Here is a 19,057-nt window from a genome sequence, read left to right as displayed (position 1 = left end):
GTCTTAGATCTTAATAGTTATATCTAATTATTTGAGAGGTGAGTATAGATACAATAAAAGGTAATGATTATGAACAACGATATGTTAGACATTTTAAGAAATGTAGGTGCAAGAGATTTTAGAGCTATTGAAACTGCCATTAAGACAGTAAAAAAAGAGAAATACAAATCTCGTAAAGAACCTGCTGATTTGCAGATTAAATCAGTAAAGACAAATCTCACTGAAAAAGAATATCAAGAACTAGTTAAAAAGCAATGTATGGCTGGTTATTCAAAGCTTTCAGCATTTACTCGTGACGTCATCAATAATGCTGTAAAAGTCAAACCCATCATTCTAGAGGCATCTAAAGAGTTCTTTACAGAAACTTCAGAACTCAGTGATCAAATTAAAACAATTGGCACCGATATTGAGAATAGTAAAGCTCTCACAAGAGATGAAATAGAAAGTACTCTTGTAATATTAGCGGGACTATTAAGAGAGTTTCAGGCAACTCGTCACTTGCTAGTGAATAGCTTTACTCAAGAAGCGGCTTATGAAATAGCAAAACAGCATTTAAGTGAAGACAAGCTTGTTCAGGCACTGAAAGAATTAAGAGGGTCAAGTCATGATCTATAAGGAACCTGTACAAAAAGGCGGTAAGCACACTGAGCAGACCGCAGATGCTCTCATAAAGTATGTGGCTGGTGACGATGAACGAGTGGCTAAATATTTAGTAAATTATGGTGCAGGAGCCACTAAAAGCGCTGATGCAGTAACAGAATTTATTTATGCAAATAATATTATACATATCCCTGTAAATGCTAAAAACTCACCAGGGGAGATGTTAGATATGACACTTGCGATAAGGGAGATGCAGGAGTCTATAAGGCTTAATCCAACCGCCAAACAGCAGTTTAAGCACATGATTGTAAGTTTAGATACTAATGAGAGTTTAACTAATTTCCAATGGTGCAAAACAGCTAAAAAGTTGATGAACCATTTAGGTTACGCAAATTGCCGATATATTGCTTTTAAACATAATGATACAGATGAACAACATATACATATAGTCACATCTACCATCGATATGGTGACAAGAAAGCGCGTCAAAGACTCATATAGCAAGATACGAGCACAAGAAGTAATGAGGGAGCTAGAGATAGAGTTTGGTCTGCGACAATTAGTAAGTAGTAATGAGATTGGTTACGATTCCTATGCTGATATTAATGACGCTAAAACATTTAACAAAAAGGCTCAAATAGCTCGGCTGGTAAAAACTGGTATCAATAAGTTAAAGCCACGCTCTAATCTTGCAGAGTTTGTCACTGCTGTTGAGTCAACACATTCAAGCCTCAAAGTAGAGCTACAAACAAAGAAGGGGATTGCGGTGGGTATCGTATTTAATCTCGACGGGGTTCGAATGTCTGCCTCCCAGTTAGGTGGAAATCGAAAATATACACTCGGAAAGCTTATTGGAAACGGTATTCTAAATGACGCCTGTAAGGACCTGAGTAACTATGAAGAAGAACTTGAAAGAGCGGCTGCGCACGCTCAAGAACAATCAGACAATGCGCTTAGAGTTTATGAAAGTAAGCAAGATCAAGATATGAGGACTTATCTTGTGATGCTTTCTGTGAATGTTAGATATCGCAAAGAAGTGGAACAATTCATAGATGACATGAAATGGAATCTGAGAGCACGTAAAAGATTAAAAGGCGCTTCTGATGTCGTGTATGTCGTTGAGATGATTTCTATGCTTAAAGATGTCGAAATGGGTTTTGAAACAGTTATTGAAGCGCTATTTTTGGATACTCTTGATAAAGCATTTAGTTGTATCACTAAGCGAAAAACAATGGAAAATGTATTTGAAAATTTAAGCACAAAACAGATTTCTGAGAGTGACTATAAGACTTTTATTGCTACTGCTCATGTTGATATCTTACACAAGAATGATAAACCACAACGAAGTTCGGTGAACAAACTATTAGAAAGTATCATTAGCCAGGATCACAAAGGTATAAATAAGTAGCCTAATATTTATAGCTGTCATTAAATGTAATTATATTACTTTCTATATATAATTCACTAGTCATTATTTTTTAATGCCTCACTAATTATTAAAAATCAATGATTCGTCATAGTTAATGATTTATTTATTAATTTTATTTGTCAATAATAATGAATATTAGTTTGTTTGTATTAGATAAAGTTTACGAATCAATCTCTTACAATTATATTTTTTGTAAATTACAGTTTGTTTACTTATATAAAGTTAACTGATATCTTATATTAAAAGATAAGAATAAGTTGTAAGGTTTAGTTATGGCTAATTACGTAGATGCAATGAATGTCGCGATTGACAAGAAAAGAAATAATATACTTGATGATGGTAGGAACTACACGCCATATCGACATAGGAAAGGAATGACTCTTTATCTTCGACTAAATATTAAAAGATGTGATGAAGAAGTTAGAAATGGGTGTCCTAAGAATAAGGTGGTCATTGTTGCCAAAAAACGTATTGATGACATTCCAAAATATACATTTGAAGAGTTTCTAGAGAATGATGTAACTGAATGTGTAAAGTCAGGGGAGTATAATGTTACCAAAGGGGCTTACGACAAGTTTATAGCTAAACACAAATCTTATTATAGAATATATCATGAAGCAAAAGTGAATGAATGCCGAGGATACTTTGAGGTTGACCGAGCAGGTATTAAGAAAGAGGCGGCAAAGGTTTCAAAGCCTGTACATGAGGTCGCAGACATTGTTGAAAAGCTGGCTTTAGAAGGTTTGTTAACTGTAGTTGAAGCACAGGATTTGTATCAGGCAATGTATAGAATTAAACAAGTATTAGATGCTTATGTCATGCCTGACGTACTTTTTCAAAATATGTTGTTTTATGATAAAGCACTGATCAATCGAATAAAAAATGTTAATAACTTATCGGGTTTTAAAATTTCAAGCAAGCTTAACGCTACACGCTTTTTAAAGCATAAGGAAAAATTAGATTGCTTTGATCAAGGCGATAAGCCTAAAAAAATGAATAGTCAAAGAAAGTCGATAGAGTGCTTCTTTTAATAACTATGGTTCAAAGATAACTTTGACAACTACCAGCTAAAAGAGCTGGTTTTATTATTATATAATCTCTTTGCTATACTTTAAACCTAATTTTTAATTAGATACTCTTGTTTAACGCTAAATAAAGGATTACTATCATTGGGATCTGTTTAGAGTAGTATAGGAAGATTCCATATGGATGACATACATGAACAACTTGGCGTCAATAAGTCCTTTCTTAACGACACATTCGCAATGATCCGCATATCTAAAGACGGAGAGGTTTGGGTGCAATATCAAGATAAAATGGATATACCATCAGGCTCTAAAGCAATTAATATTACGGCAGATCTCCTCAAGATTATTGTTAGTCATCAAAGTAGCGAATAATAATACAGTTGTTTTAACAAATTAATTGCTATGGCTTGATAAACCCAATGTAATTTATCATTATTATCACTAGTTTTCCTTTGATTTAAAGGAAATTATTATTTTTATTAACATGGATAGGCTATGAAAGCTAGAATCGGAATCGCCTCGGAAGAACTCGTTCGCAAGTATATGTTGGATGTTTCAGTCGGTAAATTAAACCATGTCGAAAATTTTCCTCTTTTGTGGTTTACATCATTAACGGAGCTGTCACAGGTTTTAACTAACGATAATATTAAGCTTTTGAATGTGATTTATCATGAGAGACCAAATAGTGTCGGGAAGTTATCTGAGATCACAGGTCACAGTGTCGAAGAGCTTTCGATTTCTATTGATGAGCTTGCATCTAAGGGTTTTGTTCGTATTGATAGATGTGGAAACGAAGAGCGTCTTAATGCAATTTATACATCTTTTGAGATCCTTATGGGTAAAGAACTGGAAGCCCAACTCCTACAGTTCTTTTAATTTTTAAATCAAACAGTTAATGTCTTGTGCTGATAAACAGCAACTTATATCTGTACTGTAAGTTAGTTCTAAAGTAAAACTTCCACCACGTGATTATGCTGAAGATGAGTGGGAAAAGTTATTTGAATCGATGAATTACCTGAGGTATATATCGCAACTTAGTCTAGAGTTAATTATTTATATTGAAGATCATTTACATAAACTCGTTTTTATCAACCTTTAGGTTTTTTTTAATAAACTCGATAAATGATGAGATCCTCAAAGAGGTGGCAGAGTTTTTATAGTAAATCGCATGAATGGGTTGCTCAATTTTAAGCGAGGACTCTTCGAACAGCTCGACCAAGCTACCACTTTTTCTATCTCGATATGTCATAAAGTCAGATAAGCATGCGATACCAGCACCAGCTAACGCTAGATGTCTAATTACCTCACCATTGTCCGCTCTTAAGTTACTCGTAGCTCTAAAGATTTTATTGTTTTCATCTATGAGTGGCCAATTTTTAAGTACTTCAGGTCTACTAAATCCCAATAACCTATGGTTTGAAAGATCTTCAATGCTACTTGGTGTTCCAAACATTTTTAGATACTCGGGACTGGCCACAATGCGTATTCTACTGTTGCCAATAAATACCGCTCTTAATGTCGAGTCTCTTAACTGACCAATGCGAATAGCGATATCGGTGTGTTTACCAACCAAATCAATGTTTTCTTCGTTTGTCGTAAGTTCGATCTCAACATCAGGATAGAGGGCTTGATAACGAGAAATGCAAGGAGCAAGTCCGTGAAGAATAAAAGGAGTTGCAGTATTGATACGTAAAAGCCCTGAAGGCGTAACTTTTTGGATTCTCAACTGTTCTTCAGCGATTTCCACTTCTTCGAGTATTTTTCTAACTTTTTTTAAATATACGCTTCCTTCCGATGTGACGCTCAGTTTACGGGTGGTGCGGCTCAACAGGGTGGTTTCGAGTTTGGCTTCTAACCTTGAAATAGTGCGACTCACCGCAGCGGGTGTGATGGAGAGTAGTTCTGACGCCCCTTTCACACTTCCTGTATCTACAACCGCAATTAGTGCTTTCATTTCATCTAAGGTCGATTTCATTCGTTACTCTATGTAAATATAATATTAACTAATATTAACTTTACGGAACTTTTACTGCCGCGTAAAGTTTGCATCAGTAATTAACGACAAATAGATAATTGGGAGACATTATGACAGTACCTTCATTTGGTGTTGGCACTTTTCGCTTAGAGGGCGAAGTGGTTAAAAGTTCAGTACTTAACGCGTTAGAAGTTGGATATCGCGTGATTGATACTGCTCAAATCTATGGTAACGAAGCTAGCATTGGAGAAGCATTAGCTGAGTCAAACTTACCTAGAGAAGAGTTGTTCATCACAACCAAAATCTGGGTAGACAATATGTCTAAGGATAAACTCATTCCAAGTCTCAAAGAGAGTCTAGTTAAATTAAAAACAGATTATGTAGATTTAACACTGATTCACTGGCCTGGTACCCACGAGAATGTTGAAGAGTACATGCACGCACTACTTGAGGCAAAGTCATTGGGATTAACTAAGCAAATTGGCGTATCAAACTTCAACATCGAGTTGTTAAACAAAGCGTTTGATGCGATAGGCAAAGGAAATATTGCCACCAACCAAATTGAACTAAGTCCATACTTGCAAAACCGAAAACTGGTGTCATTTATGCGGGAAAACGGTATTCAAGTAACCTCTTATATGACGTTAGCCTATGGGGATGTTCTAAAAGATCCTCTGATTATTGATATTGCAGATAAATACAAAGCTACACCAGCGCAAATCGTATTGGCGTGGGCATTAGCCAAGGAATATGCAGTGATTCCTTCGTCAACCAAACGCGAAAATCTAATGAGTAACCTTGAAGCACAGAAGATCCAATTATCTAGCGAGGATATTGATTTAATTGATGACCTCGAGCGTAACGGTCGTCAAGTGAGTCCCGATGGTCTTGCACCAAAGTGGGATGACTAAAATGAGCAATGTTTTAATCATTAACGGCGGCAAGCAGTTTGCTCACTCAGGAGGAGTTCTCAATGATAGCTTGGTTGCATTGGCTGAAAGTTATTTGACTGAGTTGAACCATAACGTCAAAGTTACTGAGATCGATAAAGGTTACGACACAGAGACTGAAATAGAAAAATGGTTATGGTCGGATGTTGTGATTCATCAAAATCCAGCTTGGTGGATGGGAACTCCATGGATTGTGAAAAAGTATATTGATGACGTGTTTACCCTCGGACATGGTCGTTTGTACCAAAGCGATGGGAGAACAAGGACCGATAGCGAAAAAAAATACGGTTCAGGTGGGTTGATTCAAGGAAAAAGCTACATGCTTTCGGTTACGTGGAATGCTCCGCATGACGCATTCACGGATCCTTCTCAGTTTTTTGAAGGAGTTGGTATTGACGGTGTTTACTTACCGTTTCATAAAGCCCATCAGTTCTTGGGGATGTCCCCTATGAAGACTTTCATGTGCAATGACGTAATAAAAAATCCTAATATAGAGAGCGATTTAGAAAGATATAAAGCTCATCTCAAAGAACTGTTCTCTGAATAAACTCGCGACTCATGCGCGAGAAACTCAGTTAAGAACATATTTCAGATTACATTGTGTATCAATTCACTTACGTTATGAATAGATTGATACTTTAGTTAAAGTAATATTGATCTAATGCTTATTAAAGTTATCAATTATTAATAAATACACAAGTTGACGGAGTAAATCAATGTCATACAAATTCCCTTACTCAGGCCAAACATTTATTATAAAAATGGATAACGGTCTGGAAGTAAAAAATACTTATCATGATAGTGAGGAAATTATAACCGTTGAGTTTTTAAACGGCGAAATGAAAGGTACTCTAATGAATGTGCCTTATAAATGGCGAGAACTCACAGACGGTAACTTTCTGATTTCTTGGCAGGAGTCTGATAACAATACCGTCGTCCATTGTGATAATTTTAGCAAAGGTATCTCCTATGCCTACTACACTACAATGGAAGGAGATTTTTACGTAATGGAAGGCACACTTAGTTGAATATTCTCTAGTCTTTTGATTTATCAAGTGTAGATTTTTCGACTATTTTAAGAGTTTAAATATATTAAGCAAAGATTTTAGTTAAAAACGAGGATGGCGAAAATGCAATCCTCGTTTTTTTAATCTTCTTGACTCGACTAAATCATCCAGACACGGTTCTTAATTAACTTGTTAATTCTCCACAGTCGATATGACACCATAAGCGGAATGAAAGACAACCGAGCCAGGTAACCGTGTTCTGCAAGAAAACAATTCAGTCTCGAGTAGGTGCTTTCGGATTCGATACTCAGCATTACTGAGCAGGCTAATTTGAGCTGAACTTACCATCACAACCGTTACAAGCAAACCTGATTCCTGAGCTTAAGGAATTATAACTACTTGATCTGTACTTGTCTGAGTTTGACCGCGAAAATAATTTACGGTCTGCTCTAACATATATGCAGCATCGTTGGGTTGTGGACATCCTGAACATCTGTGAGGTTGGTTTTGAAGATCAGAGATCGTGGTCATTTATTTTGAAGCATAGGCTCAACCGTATGTGATTCACCAGAACTGCCACTCGTGTATTTGTATGGCTTTCATGCAACAGAACGAGTTCATGACTGAATTTAATCGTTTGTTTCAGATTTCAGTTAAGAAGTCGCAGAGATGAAGTGGGAGTGCTTAGAGGTTAAATGGGGCAACATAACCGAGTACACTTCGTTCTGGAGCAGCTGATGGGCAAATTTGTCGGTTCACTTTAAGTAACTAGAGTAGGTTAGAAAGGTTATTTATACCTCGAATGTCATTTAGGAGGTACACCTTTGGTTTCGCACATTATCCAAAACTAAAGGTTGGTTGCGGCACGAAAATACTGCTGTAAGCTCGGGGGACTGAATGCTTCAATCAGATGGACAATGCCAATTTAGATCTGGAAAATGACATTGTATTAACTGATGATGTACTTCGATTGCCGCTTGGATGATTTTTTAGATATCTAAAAAATCAGCTGAAACAGATTGTTAAACGCCCTTGGGGATTTGAACTAGCATAAACTGGTTGGCTAAAAAATAATCACCATTTAGCTTAAAGCAATGACCGTTTTCTTTTTCGTGAGTTCGCTGTGTTCCAATGCATCAAGCATTTGCTCGAATTTAAAAGTGATTGGAATACTAATTTTGACGCTAGTATTCGCAATACGTTCAAGTAGCGCTTCACCGTTTTGCATCAATGCATACCAATCTTCTTTATCACCAAAATCATGTAACGCTCCAAGGGCTATTTCGTGGTAAGAAATAGTGCGAGTAAATGGAGGGTCAATGGGTTTAGGTATACGGTCTTGAATGCAGATAATGTGTCCATTCGCTCTTAAAAGAGGAACTAAATGAGCAGCATTTTCTCCACTCACCGCATCAAAAATGGCGAAGTATTTCATGTCAATTAGAGATTTTTCTCGATAAACTCGACGAATACCTAGTGATTTTGCACGTTCTTCGCTAAGACTAACTGAGACAACATCAACGGCATAACCAGCATTGACAAGGAACTGGGATAGTAGATTATTAACCGCTCCAAAACCAACGATAAGCACTTCTTTTTGCAGGGTTAAGGGGATTTTTTCAAATGCTTGCCATGCGGTAAGCATCGGGCAAGGTAGCGCTGCTGCAAGTACAAATGATAGGCTCTCAGGCAGCATCATCACTCGCTCTGCATTCAAAACTGTATACTCAGCAAAGCTACCACTGTGTTTTAATGAGCCATGGTACGCCACTCGGCGTCCAATTAGATCTGTATCAACTTTAGCTCCTACTCGTACTATAAGACCTGCACCATCAACACCTGGAACATGACCATTAGGCCAGTTCAAAGGGTTGGCTTTGATAAACTTCCAATCGACAGGATTAATACCAATGGCCTTGTTTTGAACTAGAATTTGATCGTCAGCTAATTGTGGCGGATTTGCCTTATCTAAAACAAGACTGTGTGTTTCTGGTTGATATTTCCAAATTTGATATTGTTCCATCTAATTCTCGTTCGCTTAATGAAAAGATAAGGCACCAAGGAGTGGTTAGCCCTTGATGCCTGGTTTACTATGCCTGATAAGTAGGATAATCGATGTAGCCTTCGGCTCCGCCACCATATAAGGTTAGCCTTGCGTCAGCATCAAAATCAGCTAGTGGAAGGTCATGATTAAATCGCTCAACTAAATCTGGGTTCGTCACGAAAGGAGTCCCAAATGCAACGAAATCAGCATACTGTTTATCTAGCAACTCTTGTGCCGATTGCTTGGTTAATTTTCCCGCAATCATGATAGGGTTTGGATACACTTTGCGAACTTGATGACGGAACGTTTCTGGTACATCAACATAACGAGAAATACGTTCGGAAAAATGAACATAAGCCAAGTTCATCGGTTTCATTCTTTCAAGTGCTTTTAGCACAACATCGATAATTTCAGGATCCTCGTCAGCGAAGCCTTCAATCACATGCGGAGAAACACGCACGGCTACTTTGTCTCCTCCGATTTCATTTACGACCGCTTGTAAGGTTTCTACCAAAAAACGCAGACGGTTTTCTTGACTGCCACCATACTGATCTTGACGCTGATTACTCTCTAAACGCATAAATGTATCGAACAGATAGCCGTGCGCAGCGTGGATTTCAACTCCGTCAAAGCCAGCTTCAATCGAATTTTTAGCGGCTTGAACAAAATCAGCAATCGTACTCTCGATGTCTTGAATCGTCATTTCGCGTGGCATTTCTGTTTCAATCATTCCGAACCCACCTTCTGGTAGCGGGCCAAAAACTTGATCGGGCACTTTTATGGCTGAGGGTGCTAAAGGCTGCTCACCAGAAATAGAAGAATGGTTACGGCGCCCAACATGCCAGAGTTGGATAAATATCTTACCCCCTTCCTCATGGACAGCTTGGGTCACTTTTCTCCAGCCTTCAATGTGTTCTTCAGTATAAATGCCTGGAGTCATAGAATACCCACGACCTACGGCTGATACAGGCGCACCTTCTGTCACAATTAGACCAGCACTGGCACGCTGACGGTAGTAGGTTGCCATCATCTCGTTTGGTACATCACCAGGTTGAGATGTGCGTGAACGAGTCATCGGTGCCATAGCGATACGGTTGTTAGTCTCGAGTGCGTGACCTTTAAATACATTAAACATACTTCCCCCTTAATCTTTATATGTTGGATAATCAATCAGCCCTTTTTCACCGCCCCCAAACAAGGTGTTTGGATCGTGCTCTGCGAACGGGTAGACGTGAAGTAGTCTTTCAGGAAGGTCAGGATTCGCTACAAAAGGCCGACCAAAGCCGATCATATCAGCCAGTCCGTCATCAATGGCTTGCTCCGCTTTTTCCGCATTATAACGACCTGCGTAAATCAAAATGCCTTGATAAGCCTCACGTAAGGCGCGTTTGAAAGAGACTGGCGTATCAGGGGCATCATCCCAATCAACTTCCGCGATATGCAGATAAACAATACCGTGCTTATTCAACAACGCAGCAGCAGCGGTATAGGTCTCGATAGGGTTCGCATCTACGGTGCCGTTTAAGGTAGTCAAAGGAGCAAGACGCACGCCTACACGGTTAGCGCCAATCGCTTCAACTAATGCTGCAACAACTTCATCAAGAAAACGAAGACGATTTTCCAGGCTACCACCGTATTCATCGGTACGGTTGTTAGCTTCGGAGTCTATGAATTGGTTGATCAAATAGCCATTCGCCGCATGCAGTTCAATACCATCAAAACCTGCCTCAACGGCATTCAATGCCGCTTGACGATAATCCACGATGACTTGTTGAATATCTGCTTTTGTCATTGCTCTAGGCTGGACGACATCAACAAAGCCAGGTTCATCACTGCCATTATCAACGAATACTTTTACGTTTTCCGCTTTTAACGCTGATGAAGAAATCGGTTGCTCACCACCAATGTTATCTGGGTGAGTGACTCTGCCCACATGCCAGAGCTGCGCGAAAATGGCGCCATTTTCTGCATGTACTGCTTGAGTTACTTTACGCCAGCCTTCAATCTGCTCTGGTGTGTATATACCTGGCGTCCACGCATAACCTTTTGCATTCGGTGAAATTTGTGTGCCTTCGGAGACAATTAAACCTGCACTGGCTCTCTGAGCGTAATACATCGCCATCATGTCATTAGCGACATCCCCAGGTTGAGTCGCTCTGGAGCGTGTCATCGGTGGCATGACGATGCGGTTTTTGAGTGTCAAGGACCCCAATTGAATAGGTTGAAAAAGTGATTTAGACATAATAAGCCCTCTTATTTCTTGAGAGGGATACTAACAAACTCAACGCATTACATTGATAGCAACAAAGACAAATGATATTTGTTAAAATTGCAATAATCTGGATCAATGAAAAAGAGATAACTGAATATAGCTTCACTATAAAGCATGCTTCCATTGCCTTGTGTTATGGGACATTGGCGAATATGTTTGTCTAAAACGAGTTATAGGCACCTTCACTTATCACTGTTGTTAAGGAGAAATATGGATACTAAGGGCAAAACCATTCAGTCGTTGGAGCGCGGTTTCATGATTTTAGAAACACTCTCTTTCGCAGAATCGCCACTGTCTCTGCAAGACATTACCCAATCAGTAAAATTAGCGAAAACAACCGTATATGGGCTGCTCGCAACGTTAGTCAAACTAGGGTATGTAGAACGTACCAAACAAACATACCAACTCGGTTTAAGACTGAGAGAGCTATCTAAGCCACTCGAACAACGGGACGAACTTGTTCGTCGCCATTTTTACCCACTTCTAAAGAAAATGGCACTTCTTTCCAATAACACAGCTTATCTCGCAATCCAAAGTGGGGCTGATGAGTACCTTTATATCGACGCAATAGAAAAAGATAATCCCTTGACGATACGCAGCCCAAGAGGACGCCGAGAAAGTTTAATTGACTCTGCCATTGGTAAAATATTTGTTTCTTTTAACCCTCAACTAAAAAGAATACTAAGAATGCAAGGTGCGTTAACACCATGGTTGGAGATGGAAATTGAGCAGATTTCCCAACAAGGATTTTCATTGGATCTAGAGCAAGCAGAGCCTGGGCTGCACTGTTTGGCTATTCCTCTTTATATGAATGGTGATCTTGTCGCTGCTGCTGATGAACTCACTGAGGCAAAATTGCGTCATTTTGCTCAAGTATTCCTGAGGTGATTCGACATTATCTAATCTTACTTACTTTTCACACGGTTCGAATGCCCACCAGGATTTATCTAATTAAACTGATCGCGTCATTCACGATCATAATTAGGAGACGCCTGTGATTTCTCTCAACTTAGCAAAACAGATCACTGCGATAGCTATACAACAAGCGAAACAACAAGAATTTAACATCTGTGTCAGTGTTGTTGAACAAGCTGGATTATTAGTCCATTTTGAACGCATGGATAATACATTGCTCGGCGCGATTGATGTGGCGATAAAAAAGGCCAGAACAGCAGCGCTTTTCCAAACCAATAGTGCTGAACTTGGTGCGATCGCACAACCTGGAGGTGCGATTTATACACTTGAAGCCACGAATGGAGGACTTATCTCCTTTGGTGGTGGTGTGATCCTCCGTAACGAACAAGGTAATGTTATTGGCGCTATAGGGGTTGCAGGAGCGACCGTTGAAGCCGATGAAGCCATTGCACAACTTGCAGCTCGTCAATAAGGAGATCCAGATGAAAACGGTAGTGATTACTGGCGCAGCTTCTGGCATGGGGTTAGCGGCTAGTAAGTTGTTTCTAGAAAAACATTGGCGCGTTCTGATGATAGATACCAACGAGGAGCACGGGCAACAGCAATGTTTGAAACTTCAAAGCCAAGGTTTTACTGAGGTTTATTTTCAACGTTGTGATATCACTCAAGCATCACAGGTCTCGCAGGTCGCCGAGTTTGCAATTGACAACTTTAGACGAGTTGACAGCGTGATCAACAATGCTGGAGTTTGGCGTGGTGGTGAACTACATCAAACAACAGAGACAGATTGGGACTTATTGTTTGATGTTGATGTGAAATCGATATTTTTGATGAGTAAGTACTTTGTGCCATACATGATTGCACAAGGTGGAGGGACTATTGTAAATACTGCTTCAGTATCAGGGCTGAATGGGGATCATCAGATGGCAGCCTACAATGCAGCAAAAGGAGCAGTTGTTAACTTAGTCCGAGCAATGGCACTCGATTATGGAAAATATAACATTAGAGTAAACAATGTATGTCCTGCCGCTTGCGCTACTCCAATGTTTCTTGCCAACGCCAAAGAAGTGATTGACACATTTAATCAGGCCAACCCTCTAGGCAGGATCTGCACGCCAGAGGAAGTCGCTGAAGCAATGTACTTCTTGGCCTCTGATGCATCAAGCTCATGCAATGGTATCAACCTACCTATTTCTGGTGGCTTAGAGCTGCATACTGGTCAACCGATACAATAAAATCGATATAAAAGCGAGGTCGGCAACGGCCTCGCTTGGAACGATTTACAGATCCAGTTTCGGCTGAATAAAATCGATAAAAGCAGAAATCCGCTTGGCAACAGAAGAAGACTTATAGTAGACAGCATTAATTTGCTCCCTACCTGAGTTACCAATTTTTTCACCTTCTAACAACGCAATTAATCTTCCTTCCGCAATATCTTTTTTCACCATAAACCCTGATAGGCAGGCGATTCCATTTCCCATCAATGCTAGCTGTCTCACCGTTTCACCGTTACTTGAGGTCAGCGTAGGTGTCAGCCCTGAAAATCCTTTCAGAGGCCATTCGTTGAGTGTTTTTGGTGTTGAAAATCCGATGGTATCGTGATGTTCCAAATCACTACTCTTGCTCGGAAAGCCGCGCTTTGATAAATAATCAGGTGAAGCAACAATGTAAAGTAAACTTCGGCCAAGAGGCCTTGCATGTAAAGTTGAATCATTTAATGCACCGATACGAATAGCGATATCGGTTTTCTTTTCTAGTAAATCAACAAAACCTTCATTAGAGGTCAACTCCAACTCAATATCAGGATAGGCTTGATTAAATGGCTGAACGAGTGGAACTAACTGGTGAAACACAAACGGACTGGCGGCATCAACACGCAGTCGTCCTTTGGGTAATTCCCCACGGGATATGATCTCGTCTTCCGCTTGCTGTAATTGCATTAGCCCTATTCGCACCGACTCAACAAATTGCCGCCCCTCATCCGTTAATTCAATCCGTCTTGTGGTTCGGTTTAATACCGTTACGCCAAGCTGGCTTTCCACCTTACTTACCGCGCGTGATACTCGTGCCACCTGTATATCTAGACTCTCAGCTGCCGCAGTAAATCCACCAGTATCAACGACAGTAAGTAGAATTTCTAAATCGTCCGATTTCGTACGCATGCTTGCCTACCATTTACTTAAGAGTTTCTTTTTAATTATTGCATTTATAACAAATATTATTTGTTAAATTGCCTATTTTTTGCAACTACATTTCCACGCAAAATCTCTCCATCAAATCACGGCAGTGCGACACGTTGATAAGCACATTCGCTGCTGTGTACTAGAACCTAACAAAAGAGAGTAAATGATATGCCATTAGCACTTCTCGCATTGACGCTCAGCGCCTTTGCTATTGGAACGACGGAGTTTGTGATCGTGGGATTGATCCCGACCATGGCTTCTGACCTAAACGTCTCACTACCATCCGCAGGACTACTGGTGAGCCTTTATGCACTCGGTGTTGCGATTGGCGCACCTGTTTTAACCGCGCTAACAGGAAAGTGGAACCGTAAACACGTACTCATTACTGTTATGTCACTGTTTGTGGTTGGCAACTTATTGGCATGGCAAGCTCCTGGTTACAACACCCTTATCGTTGCTCGCATTTTGACTGGTTTAGCCCATGGTGTGTTCTTCTCAATCGGCTCCACAATTGCGACTGGCCTAGTACCTAAAGAAAAAGCAGCCAGCGCGATTGCGATTATGTTCACGGGATTAACCGTGGCATTAGTAACGGGCGTGCCGCTTGGTACTTACATCGGCCAAACCTTTGGTTGGCAATCGACGTTTTTGATTGTAGCGCTATTAGGAATTATTGCCTTGATTGGTAGTGCTTTCTTGGTGCCAAGCAACCTAAAACAGCCTGCTGCCGCTAAACTGTCATCACAACTAAAAGTGTTAACGCAACCAAGACTACTACTGGTTTATGCCATCACAGCACTCGGTTACGGTGGTACCTTTACCGCTTTCACTTTCCTTGCGCCGATTTTGCAACAGGAAACAGGATTCAGCGCCAATGCAATCAGCCTAATTATGTTGGTATACGGCGTATCAGTAGCGATTGGTAATATTTGGGGCGGCAAAATGGCCGATAAGATGGGGCCAATAAAAGCACTGACGATTATTTTTGCGGGACTGGCCACCGTATTAGTTGTATTTAACTTTACTGCTGTAAACCCTATAGCAGCGGTAGCGACCATTTTAGTTTGGGGGGCCTTTGCATTCGGTAATGTTCCTGGTTTACAAGTCTATGTGGTTAAACTGGCTGAAAAATACACTCCTGATGCGGTAGACGTCGCTTCTGGTCTAAACATTGCGGCGTTTAACGTGGGTATTGCGCTTGGCTCTTGGGGAGGAGGTATGATTGTGTCAGAAATGGGCTTAATGCATACACCTTGGATTGGAGCCGTGATAGTGATCGTTGCGCTCGCTCTTACTCGAATGAGTGGACGTCTTGATAAACGTACAGAAGTTCATTTGTCGGAAGCAAACGTACTTGTGAAGTGAGTATCACGACAATGGTTACAAGCTGGTCAAGGCTCGGCATTGACCAACTAATTCTTACTTATAATCAACTTAGGTAGCTCACAATGAAAACGGTTTTTATCACTGGCGCCAATCGAGGCTTAGGCCTAGAGCTTGTTAAACAATACGCTCAGCGTGGATGGCGTGTGATTGCATGCTGCCGTGACATCAACACAGCTCAGGCTTTGTGTCTCTTGGTACAGACTTATCCAACGATTGATATTCATACGCTGGACGTAAGTAATGAATCCCATATTCTCACTTCGACAGAGAAATTTGCGGGCATCGCCATTGATGTACTCATTCATAACGCAGGAGTGAGCGGAGATGAATGTGAAAGCCTAGGCAACATGGGGCAAAAGGAGTGGATAAATGTATTAAACGTCAACACCATTGCGCCCATGTTAATCACGCAGGCTTTGCTTAATAACATTCTTGCTGGCGAAGATAAAACCATCATTGGGATGACTTCAATACTCGCTAGCATCGATGACAACCGCTCTGGTGGTCGATACAGCTATCGCGCATCAAAAGCCGCCCTCAACCAAATAATTAAATCTCTGGCTTGTGAACTATCCGAAGTGGGTGTGAAGACTATGGCAATTCATCCAGGTTGGGTACAAACCGATATGGGCGGAAAGGATGGTAAGGTAACAGTAGAAGAGAGTGTTAAAGGCATGCTTAATGTTATCAACAATTTAAAACTTAAGCATTCAGGTTCATTTTTTGTCTACGATGGAACTCAATTGCCGTGGTAAACGTAGTTTTTAAGTCATTTACAAGCTCTGAGGCTACAAAATGCTATTCACCTTTATGATTTTAAATCTTTTCGTTATTGCTTTGCTCGGATGGTATTTACAAAAAATCTCCAGTGATATTTCCCAAATTGACTGGGAGTGGGACGACGATGAATACTTGTGATTTTGTATCGTTTACATAAACGGTTCCGATACCAAGTTGTTCTTTTTTTGATCTTTCTGTATTACGCTTGACGGTGGACTCACCGCTTAAGGCTATTATTTCGTTATCAGTTATTATAAAGCTAAAATTGGGTAGTACATGCGAAAGTTGTTGGCTAGTTTACTTCTCAAGTGTCGGACATTCTCTTTCCTAAATACTCTGACGCAAAATCCAGACCGATGTCTAAGTTATACGTTGCTTAGATCTCGAGCTGAATTTAACCACAAAATCACTCGTTCGTTCAATGCGGCGGTAGCCGCTGGTATCAGCACTGCTCCAGCAGTGCATTCGTCAATAGGTACTGTTTAGTTCAAACACAATTGTTTTACCCCCAATCAGGGGTAAACGGCGATTTACCCCTGATTGGGGGTAATACCGTTTCTAGTACCGACTTTATGCTTTTTATTAGATATAAATAAGCTCAAAAGTAAATAACGTATTGATTTTATTTAAATATTTAGTTGACATTATGGATTATGTTCGTTTTAATAAGAATGAACACTCTCTATCTCAATTTACATAAAGATTGAGTTAAATAAATTAAACAATATCAAACAATTCATCACCTTAGCGGTGAGGGGAGGGCATTATTCGACAATAAATGGAAAAATTAACATGGTTAAACAAAAATTTACACGCCCACGCGTATCGCCTAGCTCAGGCAAATCTACATACGCGAAGACTATCAATGCTGTCTTGACTGACACATTCCTGACCGATAGAAACGATATCTATCAATACGATCCCAGATGTATAAAACATGCCCATTCTTGGTGTGAACTCGAAACTATGCAACTACTTCGAGCAGAATTTGACGTCGTGGTGTCAAACACGGTTTTAAAAAACAGGGAAACTTCATTCTATAAATCACTCTCGGATGAGATCGAGATCTTATTTGAATTGGTTGAAATGAAGGGCCAATACGTAAACACACATGGTGTATCTGACTCTGTGATTATTCGCATGAGCAAACAGTTTGAAAAGCTAAAGCATTCAATTTTTCCTTCAAGAAATACCAACTCGATTTTTCAATTATTTTAAAAATCTGCTAGTTAGTCATTACTTCAGAATAGAAAAATTAATCTATAAACAAGCTTTCAATTAAAGGTAACACTATGAATTTCAATGTAATTAAAAAGAACAGAAAGTACTTTGCTGCGACGACGGACAATAATAAATCTTGTAAGATTTTGATCGACGAGTGCTCAAAAGACTTAGAGTTAGGTGAGCATTTTCTTGCTGTTATAGATATCTCAGTTCGCTCAAAGTATGGGACTGATCTGATTTATAAGTTAGCAGCAAACGTAGAAGAACAAACTAAATTAGGCATTTGTTCTTTAAAATCAGCATATAACACACTGTTGATTGAAGAGTGCCGTAAACTCGGCGGTACTTGGAATAAATCTCAGGGCGCTTGGATATTTTCAAATATTGTAGAAAAAGAAGTTGAAGAACTCGATCAAACCTTCAATAGCGATTTCATTACGATTGAGATTGAGGCTATCGAGGAAATACAAGAGCATGGCAAGGCGATAGAGTTTCTTGGGTATCCTATTTGTAAAGCATTTAGTCGTGATTCAGGTGCTCGAATTGAAACTGGAATTGCATTGCTATCGGGCTATTGTACTTCGGGTGGCTCAAAAAACCGATGGACAACCGTCTTGAGTGAAGGCGCGACTTTAAGGCTAAAGATCCCAGTGGATTTACTCAATATTTATGAAGACAAAAGATTTCAAGTTAAAACCATATAAATGATTCATAATAAGAGTAAAAATAATGTCAAATCGCATAATAAATATTATCGAATTTAAAACTGAAGATCTTGTTCATGCAAGTTCCATTATTGAGTGCATTAGTAATGAAAATAATCAATTCGATTTTAATAGGTTAATTCCTAGCCCTGAGTATCTGAAGGTTTTGAAAGAAAAGAATAGTTCTTGTCATGTTGAGCAAGACAGTGATTGGAATTATAAACATTGGTACTCAAAATGGAACGCTTGGCACAGTGAGTTCAAGCTTGAGGAAAAATATGAATATGTTTACGGTAGAATTAGCTTTATTTCCTTTAATAATATTCCATACCCAATATTCATTGCATTATCAGAGAAGTTTCATCAGATCCGCTTTAAGGTAAGGTTTGCTGATCAATGTGATTTTGGTTGTGATTGTGGTTTCCTCGTCTTCCAGAATGGACAAGAAATTGACCGTCATACCTCCCCAAATGCATTTGAATCAGATGAGCACTACTACTACTGGTTAGATATCGCAATGAGTGTTTGTTAATTACTCAACTTAATAGTTAGAATGCAAG

General features: G+C 39.7%; 20 protein-coding genes. 15 read left to right on the top strand and 5 right to left on the bottom strand.

What is annotated here, in order from left to right:
* Positions 1-69: 69 nt before the first annotated feature.
* The 5 genes from WJM94_RS03370 (at position 70) to WJM94_RS03350 (ending at position 3,933) form a co-directional block, all read left to right on the top strand.
* Positions 70-615 carry a chromosome partitioning protein ParA gene (locus WJM94_RS03370; protein ID WP_444492822.1) on the top strand — a complete coding sequence of 182 codons (546 nt, stop codon included), beginning with the start codon at positions 70-72 and terminating at the stop codon, positions 613-615.
* Positions 605-2,008, top strand: a complete 1,404-nt coding sequence (locus WJM94_RS03365; protein WP_444492821.1) for a relaxase/mobilization nuclease domain-containing protein — start codon at positions 605-607, stop codon at positions 2,006-2,008. Before WJM94_RS03370 ends, WJM94_RS03365 begins: the two co-directional genes overlap by 11 nt.
* A 293-nt stretch (positions 2,009-2,301) precedes the next feature.
* Positions 2,302-3,060, top strand: a complete 759-nt coding sequence (locus tag WJM94_RS03360; protein ID WP_444492820.1) for a hypothetical protein — start codon at positions 2,302-2,304, stop codon at positions 3,058-3,060.
* Positions 3,061-3,234: 174 nt separating this feature from the next.
* Positions 3,235-3,429, top strand: a complete 195-nt coding sequence (locus tag WJM94_RS03355; protein ID WP_444492819.1) for a hypothetical protein — start codon at positions 3,235-3,237, stop codon at positions 3,427-3,429.
* 123 nt (positions 3,430-3,552) lie between these two features.
* Positions 3,553-3,933 (top strand): HVO_A0114 family putative DNA-binding protein, encoded by a 381-nt coding sequence (locus WJM94_RS03350; RefSeq protein ID WP_444492818.1) that lies wholly within the window; start codon positions 3,553-3,555, stop codon positions 3,931-3,933.
* A gap of 193 nt (positions 3,934-4,126) precedes the next feature.
* On the opposite strand, the gene WJM94_RS03345 is transcribed toward WJM94_RS03350, so the two are convergent.
* Positions 4,127-5,032, bottom strand: coding sequence for a LysR substrate-binding domain-containing protein (locus tag WJM94_RS03345; protein WP_444492817.1), 906 nt, complete (start codon positions 5,030-5,032; stop codon positions 4,127-4,129).
* A 110-nt stretch (positions 5,033-5,142) separates the two neighbouring features.
* Between WJM94_RS03345 and dkgB the strand changes: the two genes are divergently transcribed.
* The 3 genes from dkgB to WJM94_RS03330 all read left to right on the top strand — a co-directional run bounded on the left by dkgB (position 5,143) and on the right by WJM94_RS03330 (position 7,010).
* Positions 5,143-5,943 (top strand): 2,5-didehydrogluconate reductase DkgB, encoded by an 801-nt coding sequence (gene dkgB / locus WJM94_RS03340; protein ID WP_444492816.1) that lies wholly within the window; start codon positions 5,143-5,145, stop codon positions 5,941-5,943.
* A 1-nt stretch (position 5,944) separates the two neighbouring features.
* Positions 5,945-6,529, top strand: a complete 585-nt coding sequence (locus WJM94_RS03335) for an NAD(P)H-dependent oxidoreductase (protein ID WP_444492815.1) — start codon at positions 5,945-5,947, stop codon at positions 6,527-6,529.
* Between the two features lie 169 nt (positions 6,530-6,698).
* Entirely contained in the window at positions 6,699-7,010 is a 312-nt protein-coding gene (locus WJM94_RS03330) for a MoaF-related domain-containing protein (RefSeq protein WP_444492814.1), read from the top strand.
* A 1,060-nt stretch (positions 7,011-8,070) separates the two neighbouring features.
* Here the strand turns inward: WJM94_RS03330 and WJM94_RS03325 are convergent.
* The 3 genes from WJM94_RS03325 to WJM94_RS03315 form a co-directional block, all read right to left on the bottom strand.
* Positions 8,071-9,012 (bottom strand): zinc-binding dehydrogenase, encoded by a 942-nt coding sequence (locus WJM94_RS03325; RefSeq protein WP_444492813.1) that lies wholly within the window; start codon positions 9,010-9,012, stop codon positions 8,071-8,073.
* A 67-nt stretch (positions 9,013-9,079) separates the two neighbouring features.
* Positions 9,080-10,168, bottom strand: coding sequence for an alkene reductase (locus WJM94_RS03320; RefSeq protein WP_444492812.1), 1,089 nt, complete (start codon positions 10,166-10,168; stop codon positions 9,080-9,082).
* A gap of 9 nt (positions 10,169-10,177) precedes the next feature.
* Positions 10,178-11,275: an alkene reductase gene (locus WJM94_RS03315; RefSeq protein ID WP_444492811.1), complete on the bottom strand. Its 1,098-nt coding sequence runs from the start codon at positions 11,273-11,275 to the stop codon at positions 10,178-10,180.
* Between the two features lie 240 nt (positions 11,276-11,515).
* Between WJM94_RS03315 and WJM94_RS03310 the strand changes: the two genes are divergently transcribed.
* The 3 genes from WJM94_RS03310 to WJM94_RS03300 all read left to right on the top strand — a co-directional run bounded on the left by WJM94_RS03310 (position 11,516) and on the right by WJM94_RS03300 (position 13,455).
* On the top strand, positions 11,516-12,193 hold the full coding sequence (locus WJM94_RS03310; RefSeq protein WP_444492810.1) for an IclR family transcriptional regulator: 678 nt from the start codon (positions 11,516-11,518) through the stop codon (positions 12,191-12,193).
* 106 nt (positions 12,194-12,299) lie between these two features.
* Positions 12,300-12,692, top strand: a complete 393-nt coding sequence (locus tag WJM94_RS03305; RefSeq protein WP_444492809.1) for a GlcG/HbpS family heme-binding protein — start codon at positions 12,300-12,302, stop codon at positions 12,690-12,692.
* 10 nt (positions 12,693-12,702) lie between these two features.
* A complete protein-coding gene (locus WJM94_RS03300) occupies positions 12,703-13,455 on the top strand; it encodes an SDR family NAD(P)-dependent oxidoreductase (protein ID WP_148495935.1) in 753 nt (250 codons plus the stop codon).
* A 45-nt stretch (positions 13,456-13,500) separates the two neighbouring features.
* Here WJM94_RS03300 and WJM94_RS03295 read toward each other — a convergent pair whose 3' ends face one another.
* The gene (locus WJM94_RS03295) at positions 13,501-14,382 is read right to left on the bottom strand and encodes a LysR substrate-binding domain-containing protein (protein ID WP_444492808.1); all 882 of its coding nucleotides are present in this window, start codon (positions 14,380-14,382) and stop codon (positions 13,501-13,503) included.
* Positions 14,383-14,571: 189 nt separating this feature from the next.
* Here WJM94_RS03295 and WJM94_RS03290 point away from each other — a divergent pair, with 189 nt between their 5' ends.
* The 4 genes from WJM94_RS03290 (at position 14,572) to WJM94_RS03275 (ending at position 19,029) form a co-directional block, all read left to right on the top strand.
* On the top strand, positions 14,572-15,768 hold the full coding sequence (locus WJM94_RS03290) for an MFS transporter (protein WP_444492807.1): 1,197 nt from the start codon (positions 14,572-14,574) through the stop codon (positions 15,766-15,768).
* 83 nt (positions 15,769-15,851) lie between these two features.
* Positions 15,852-16,544 (top strand): SDR family oxidoreductase, encoded by a 693-nt coding sequence (locus tag WJM94_RS03285; RefSeq protein WP_444492806.1) that lies wholly within the window; start codon positions 15,852-15,854, stop codon positions 16,542-16,544.
* A gap of 1,317 nt (positions 16,545-17,861) precedes the next feature.
* The gene (locus WJM94_RS03280; RefSeq protein ID WP_193278749.1) at positions 17,862-18,497 is read left to right on the top strand and encodes a hypothetical protein; all 636 of its coding nucleotides are present in this window, start codon (positions 17,862-17,864) and stop codon (positions 18,495-18,497) included.
* 25 nt (positions 18,498-18,522) lie between these two features.
* Positions 18,523-19,029, top strand: a complete 507-nt coding sequence (locus tag WJM94_RS03275; RefSeq protein ID WP_444492805.1) for a DUF1281 family ferredoxin-like fold protein — start codon at positions 18,523-18,525, stop codon at positions 19,027-19,029.
* The last annotated feature ends 28 nt before the right edge of the window (positions 19,030-19,057 follow it).

The sequence above is a fragment of the Vibrio sp. YIC-376 genome (assembly GCF_052353105.1).
Lineage (GTDB): Bacteria > Pseudomonadota > Gammaproteobacteria > Enterobacterales > Vibrionaceae > Vibrio.
The sequence above is the reverse complement of the archived record's forward strand: the minus strand, read 5'-3'. Positions and strand labels throughout refer to the sequence as shown.

Bases quoted from the DNA above. Each gene is read 5' to 3' on its own strand.
- dkgB (WP_444492816.1), top strand. From the start codon at position 5,143: ATGACAGTACCTTCATTTGGTGTTGGCACTTTTCGCTTAGAGGGCGAA.
- WJM94_RS03315 (WP_444492811.1), bottom strand. From the start codon at position 11,275: ATGTCTAAATCACTTTTTCAACCTATTCAATTGGGGTCCTTGACACTC.
- WJM94_RS03280 (WP_193278749.1), top strand. From the start codon at position 17,862: ATGAATTTCAATGTAATTAAAAAGAACAGAAAGTACTTTGCTGCGACG.
- WJM94_RS03290 (WP_444492807.1), top strand. From the start codon at position 14,572: ATGCCATTAGCACTTCTCGCATTGACGCTCAGCGCCTTTGCTATTGGA.
- WJM94_RS03310 (WP_444492810.1), top strand. From the start codon at position 11,516: ATGGATACTAAGGGCAAAACCATTCAGTCGTTGGAGCGCGGTTTCATG.
- WJM94_RS03320 (WP_444492812.1), bottom strand. From the start codon at position 10,168: ATGTTTAATGTATTTAAAGGTCACGCACTCGAGACTAACAACCGTATC.
- WJM94_RS03285 (WP_444492806.1), top strand. From the start codon at position 15,852: ATGAAAACGGTTTTTATCACTGGCGCCAATCGAGGCTTAGGCCTAGAG.
- WJM94_RS03345 (WP_444492817.1), bottom strand. From the start codon at position 5,032: ATGAAATCGACCTTAGATGAAATGAAAGCACTAATTGCGGTTGTAGAT.
- WJM94_RS03370 (WP_444492822.1), top strand. From the start codon at position 70: ATGAACAACGATATGTTAGACATTTTAAGAAATGTAGGTGCAAGAGAT.
- WJM94_RS03330 (WP_444492814.1), top strand. From the start codon at position 6,699: ATGTCATACAAATTCCCTTACTCAGGCCAAACATTTATTATAAAAATG.
- WJM94_RS03275 (WP_444492805.1), top strand. From the start codon at position 18,523: ATGTCAAATCGCATAATAAATATTATCGAATTTAAAACTGAAGATCTT.
- WJM94_RS03295 (WP_444492808.1), bottom strand. From the start codon at position 14,382: ATGCGTACGAAATCGGACGATTTAGAAATTCTACTTACTGTCGTTGAT.
- WJM94_RS03335 (WP_444492815.1), top strand. From the start codon at position 5,945: ATGAGCAATGTTTTAATCATTAACGGCGGCAAGCAGTTTGCTCACTCA.
- WJM94_RS03360 (WP_444492820.1), top strand. From the start codon at position 2,302: ATGGCTAATTACGTAGATGCAATGAATGTCGCGATTGACAAGAAAAGA.
- WJM94_RS03365 (WP_444492821.1), top strand. From the start codon at position 605: ATGATCTATAAGGAACCTGTACAAAAAGGCGGTAAGCACACTGAGCAG.
- WJM94_RS03325 (WP_444492813.1), bottom strand. From the start codon at position 9,012: ATGGAACAATATCAAATTTGGAAATATCAACCAGAAACACACAGTCTT.
- WJM94_RS03350 (WP_444492818.1), top strand. From the start codon at position 3,553: ATGAAAGCTAGAATCGGAATCGCCTCGGAAGAACTCGTTCGCAAGTAT.
- WJM94_RS03300 (WP_148495935.1), top strand. From the start codon at position 12,703: ATGAAAACGGTAGTGATTACTGGCGCAGCTTCTGGCATGGGGTTAGCG.
- WJM94_RS03355 (WP_444492819.1), top strand. From the start codon at position 3,235: ATGGATGACATACATGAACAACTTGGCGTCAATAAGTCCTTTCTTAAC.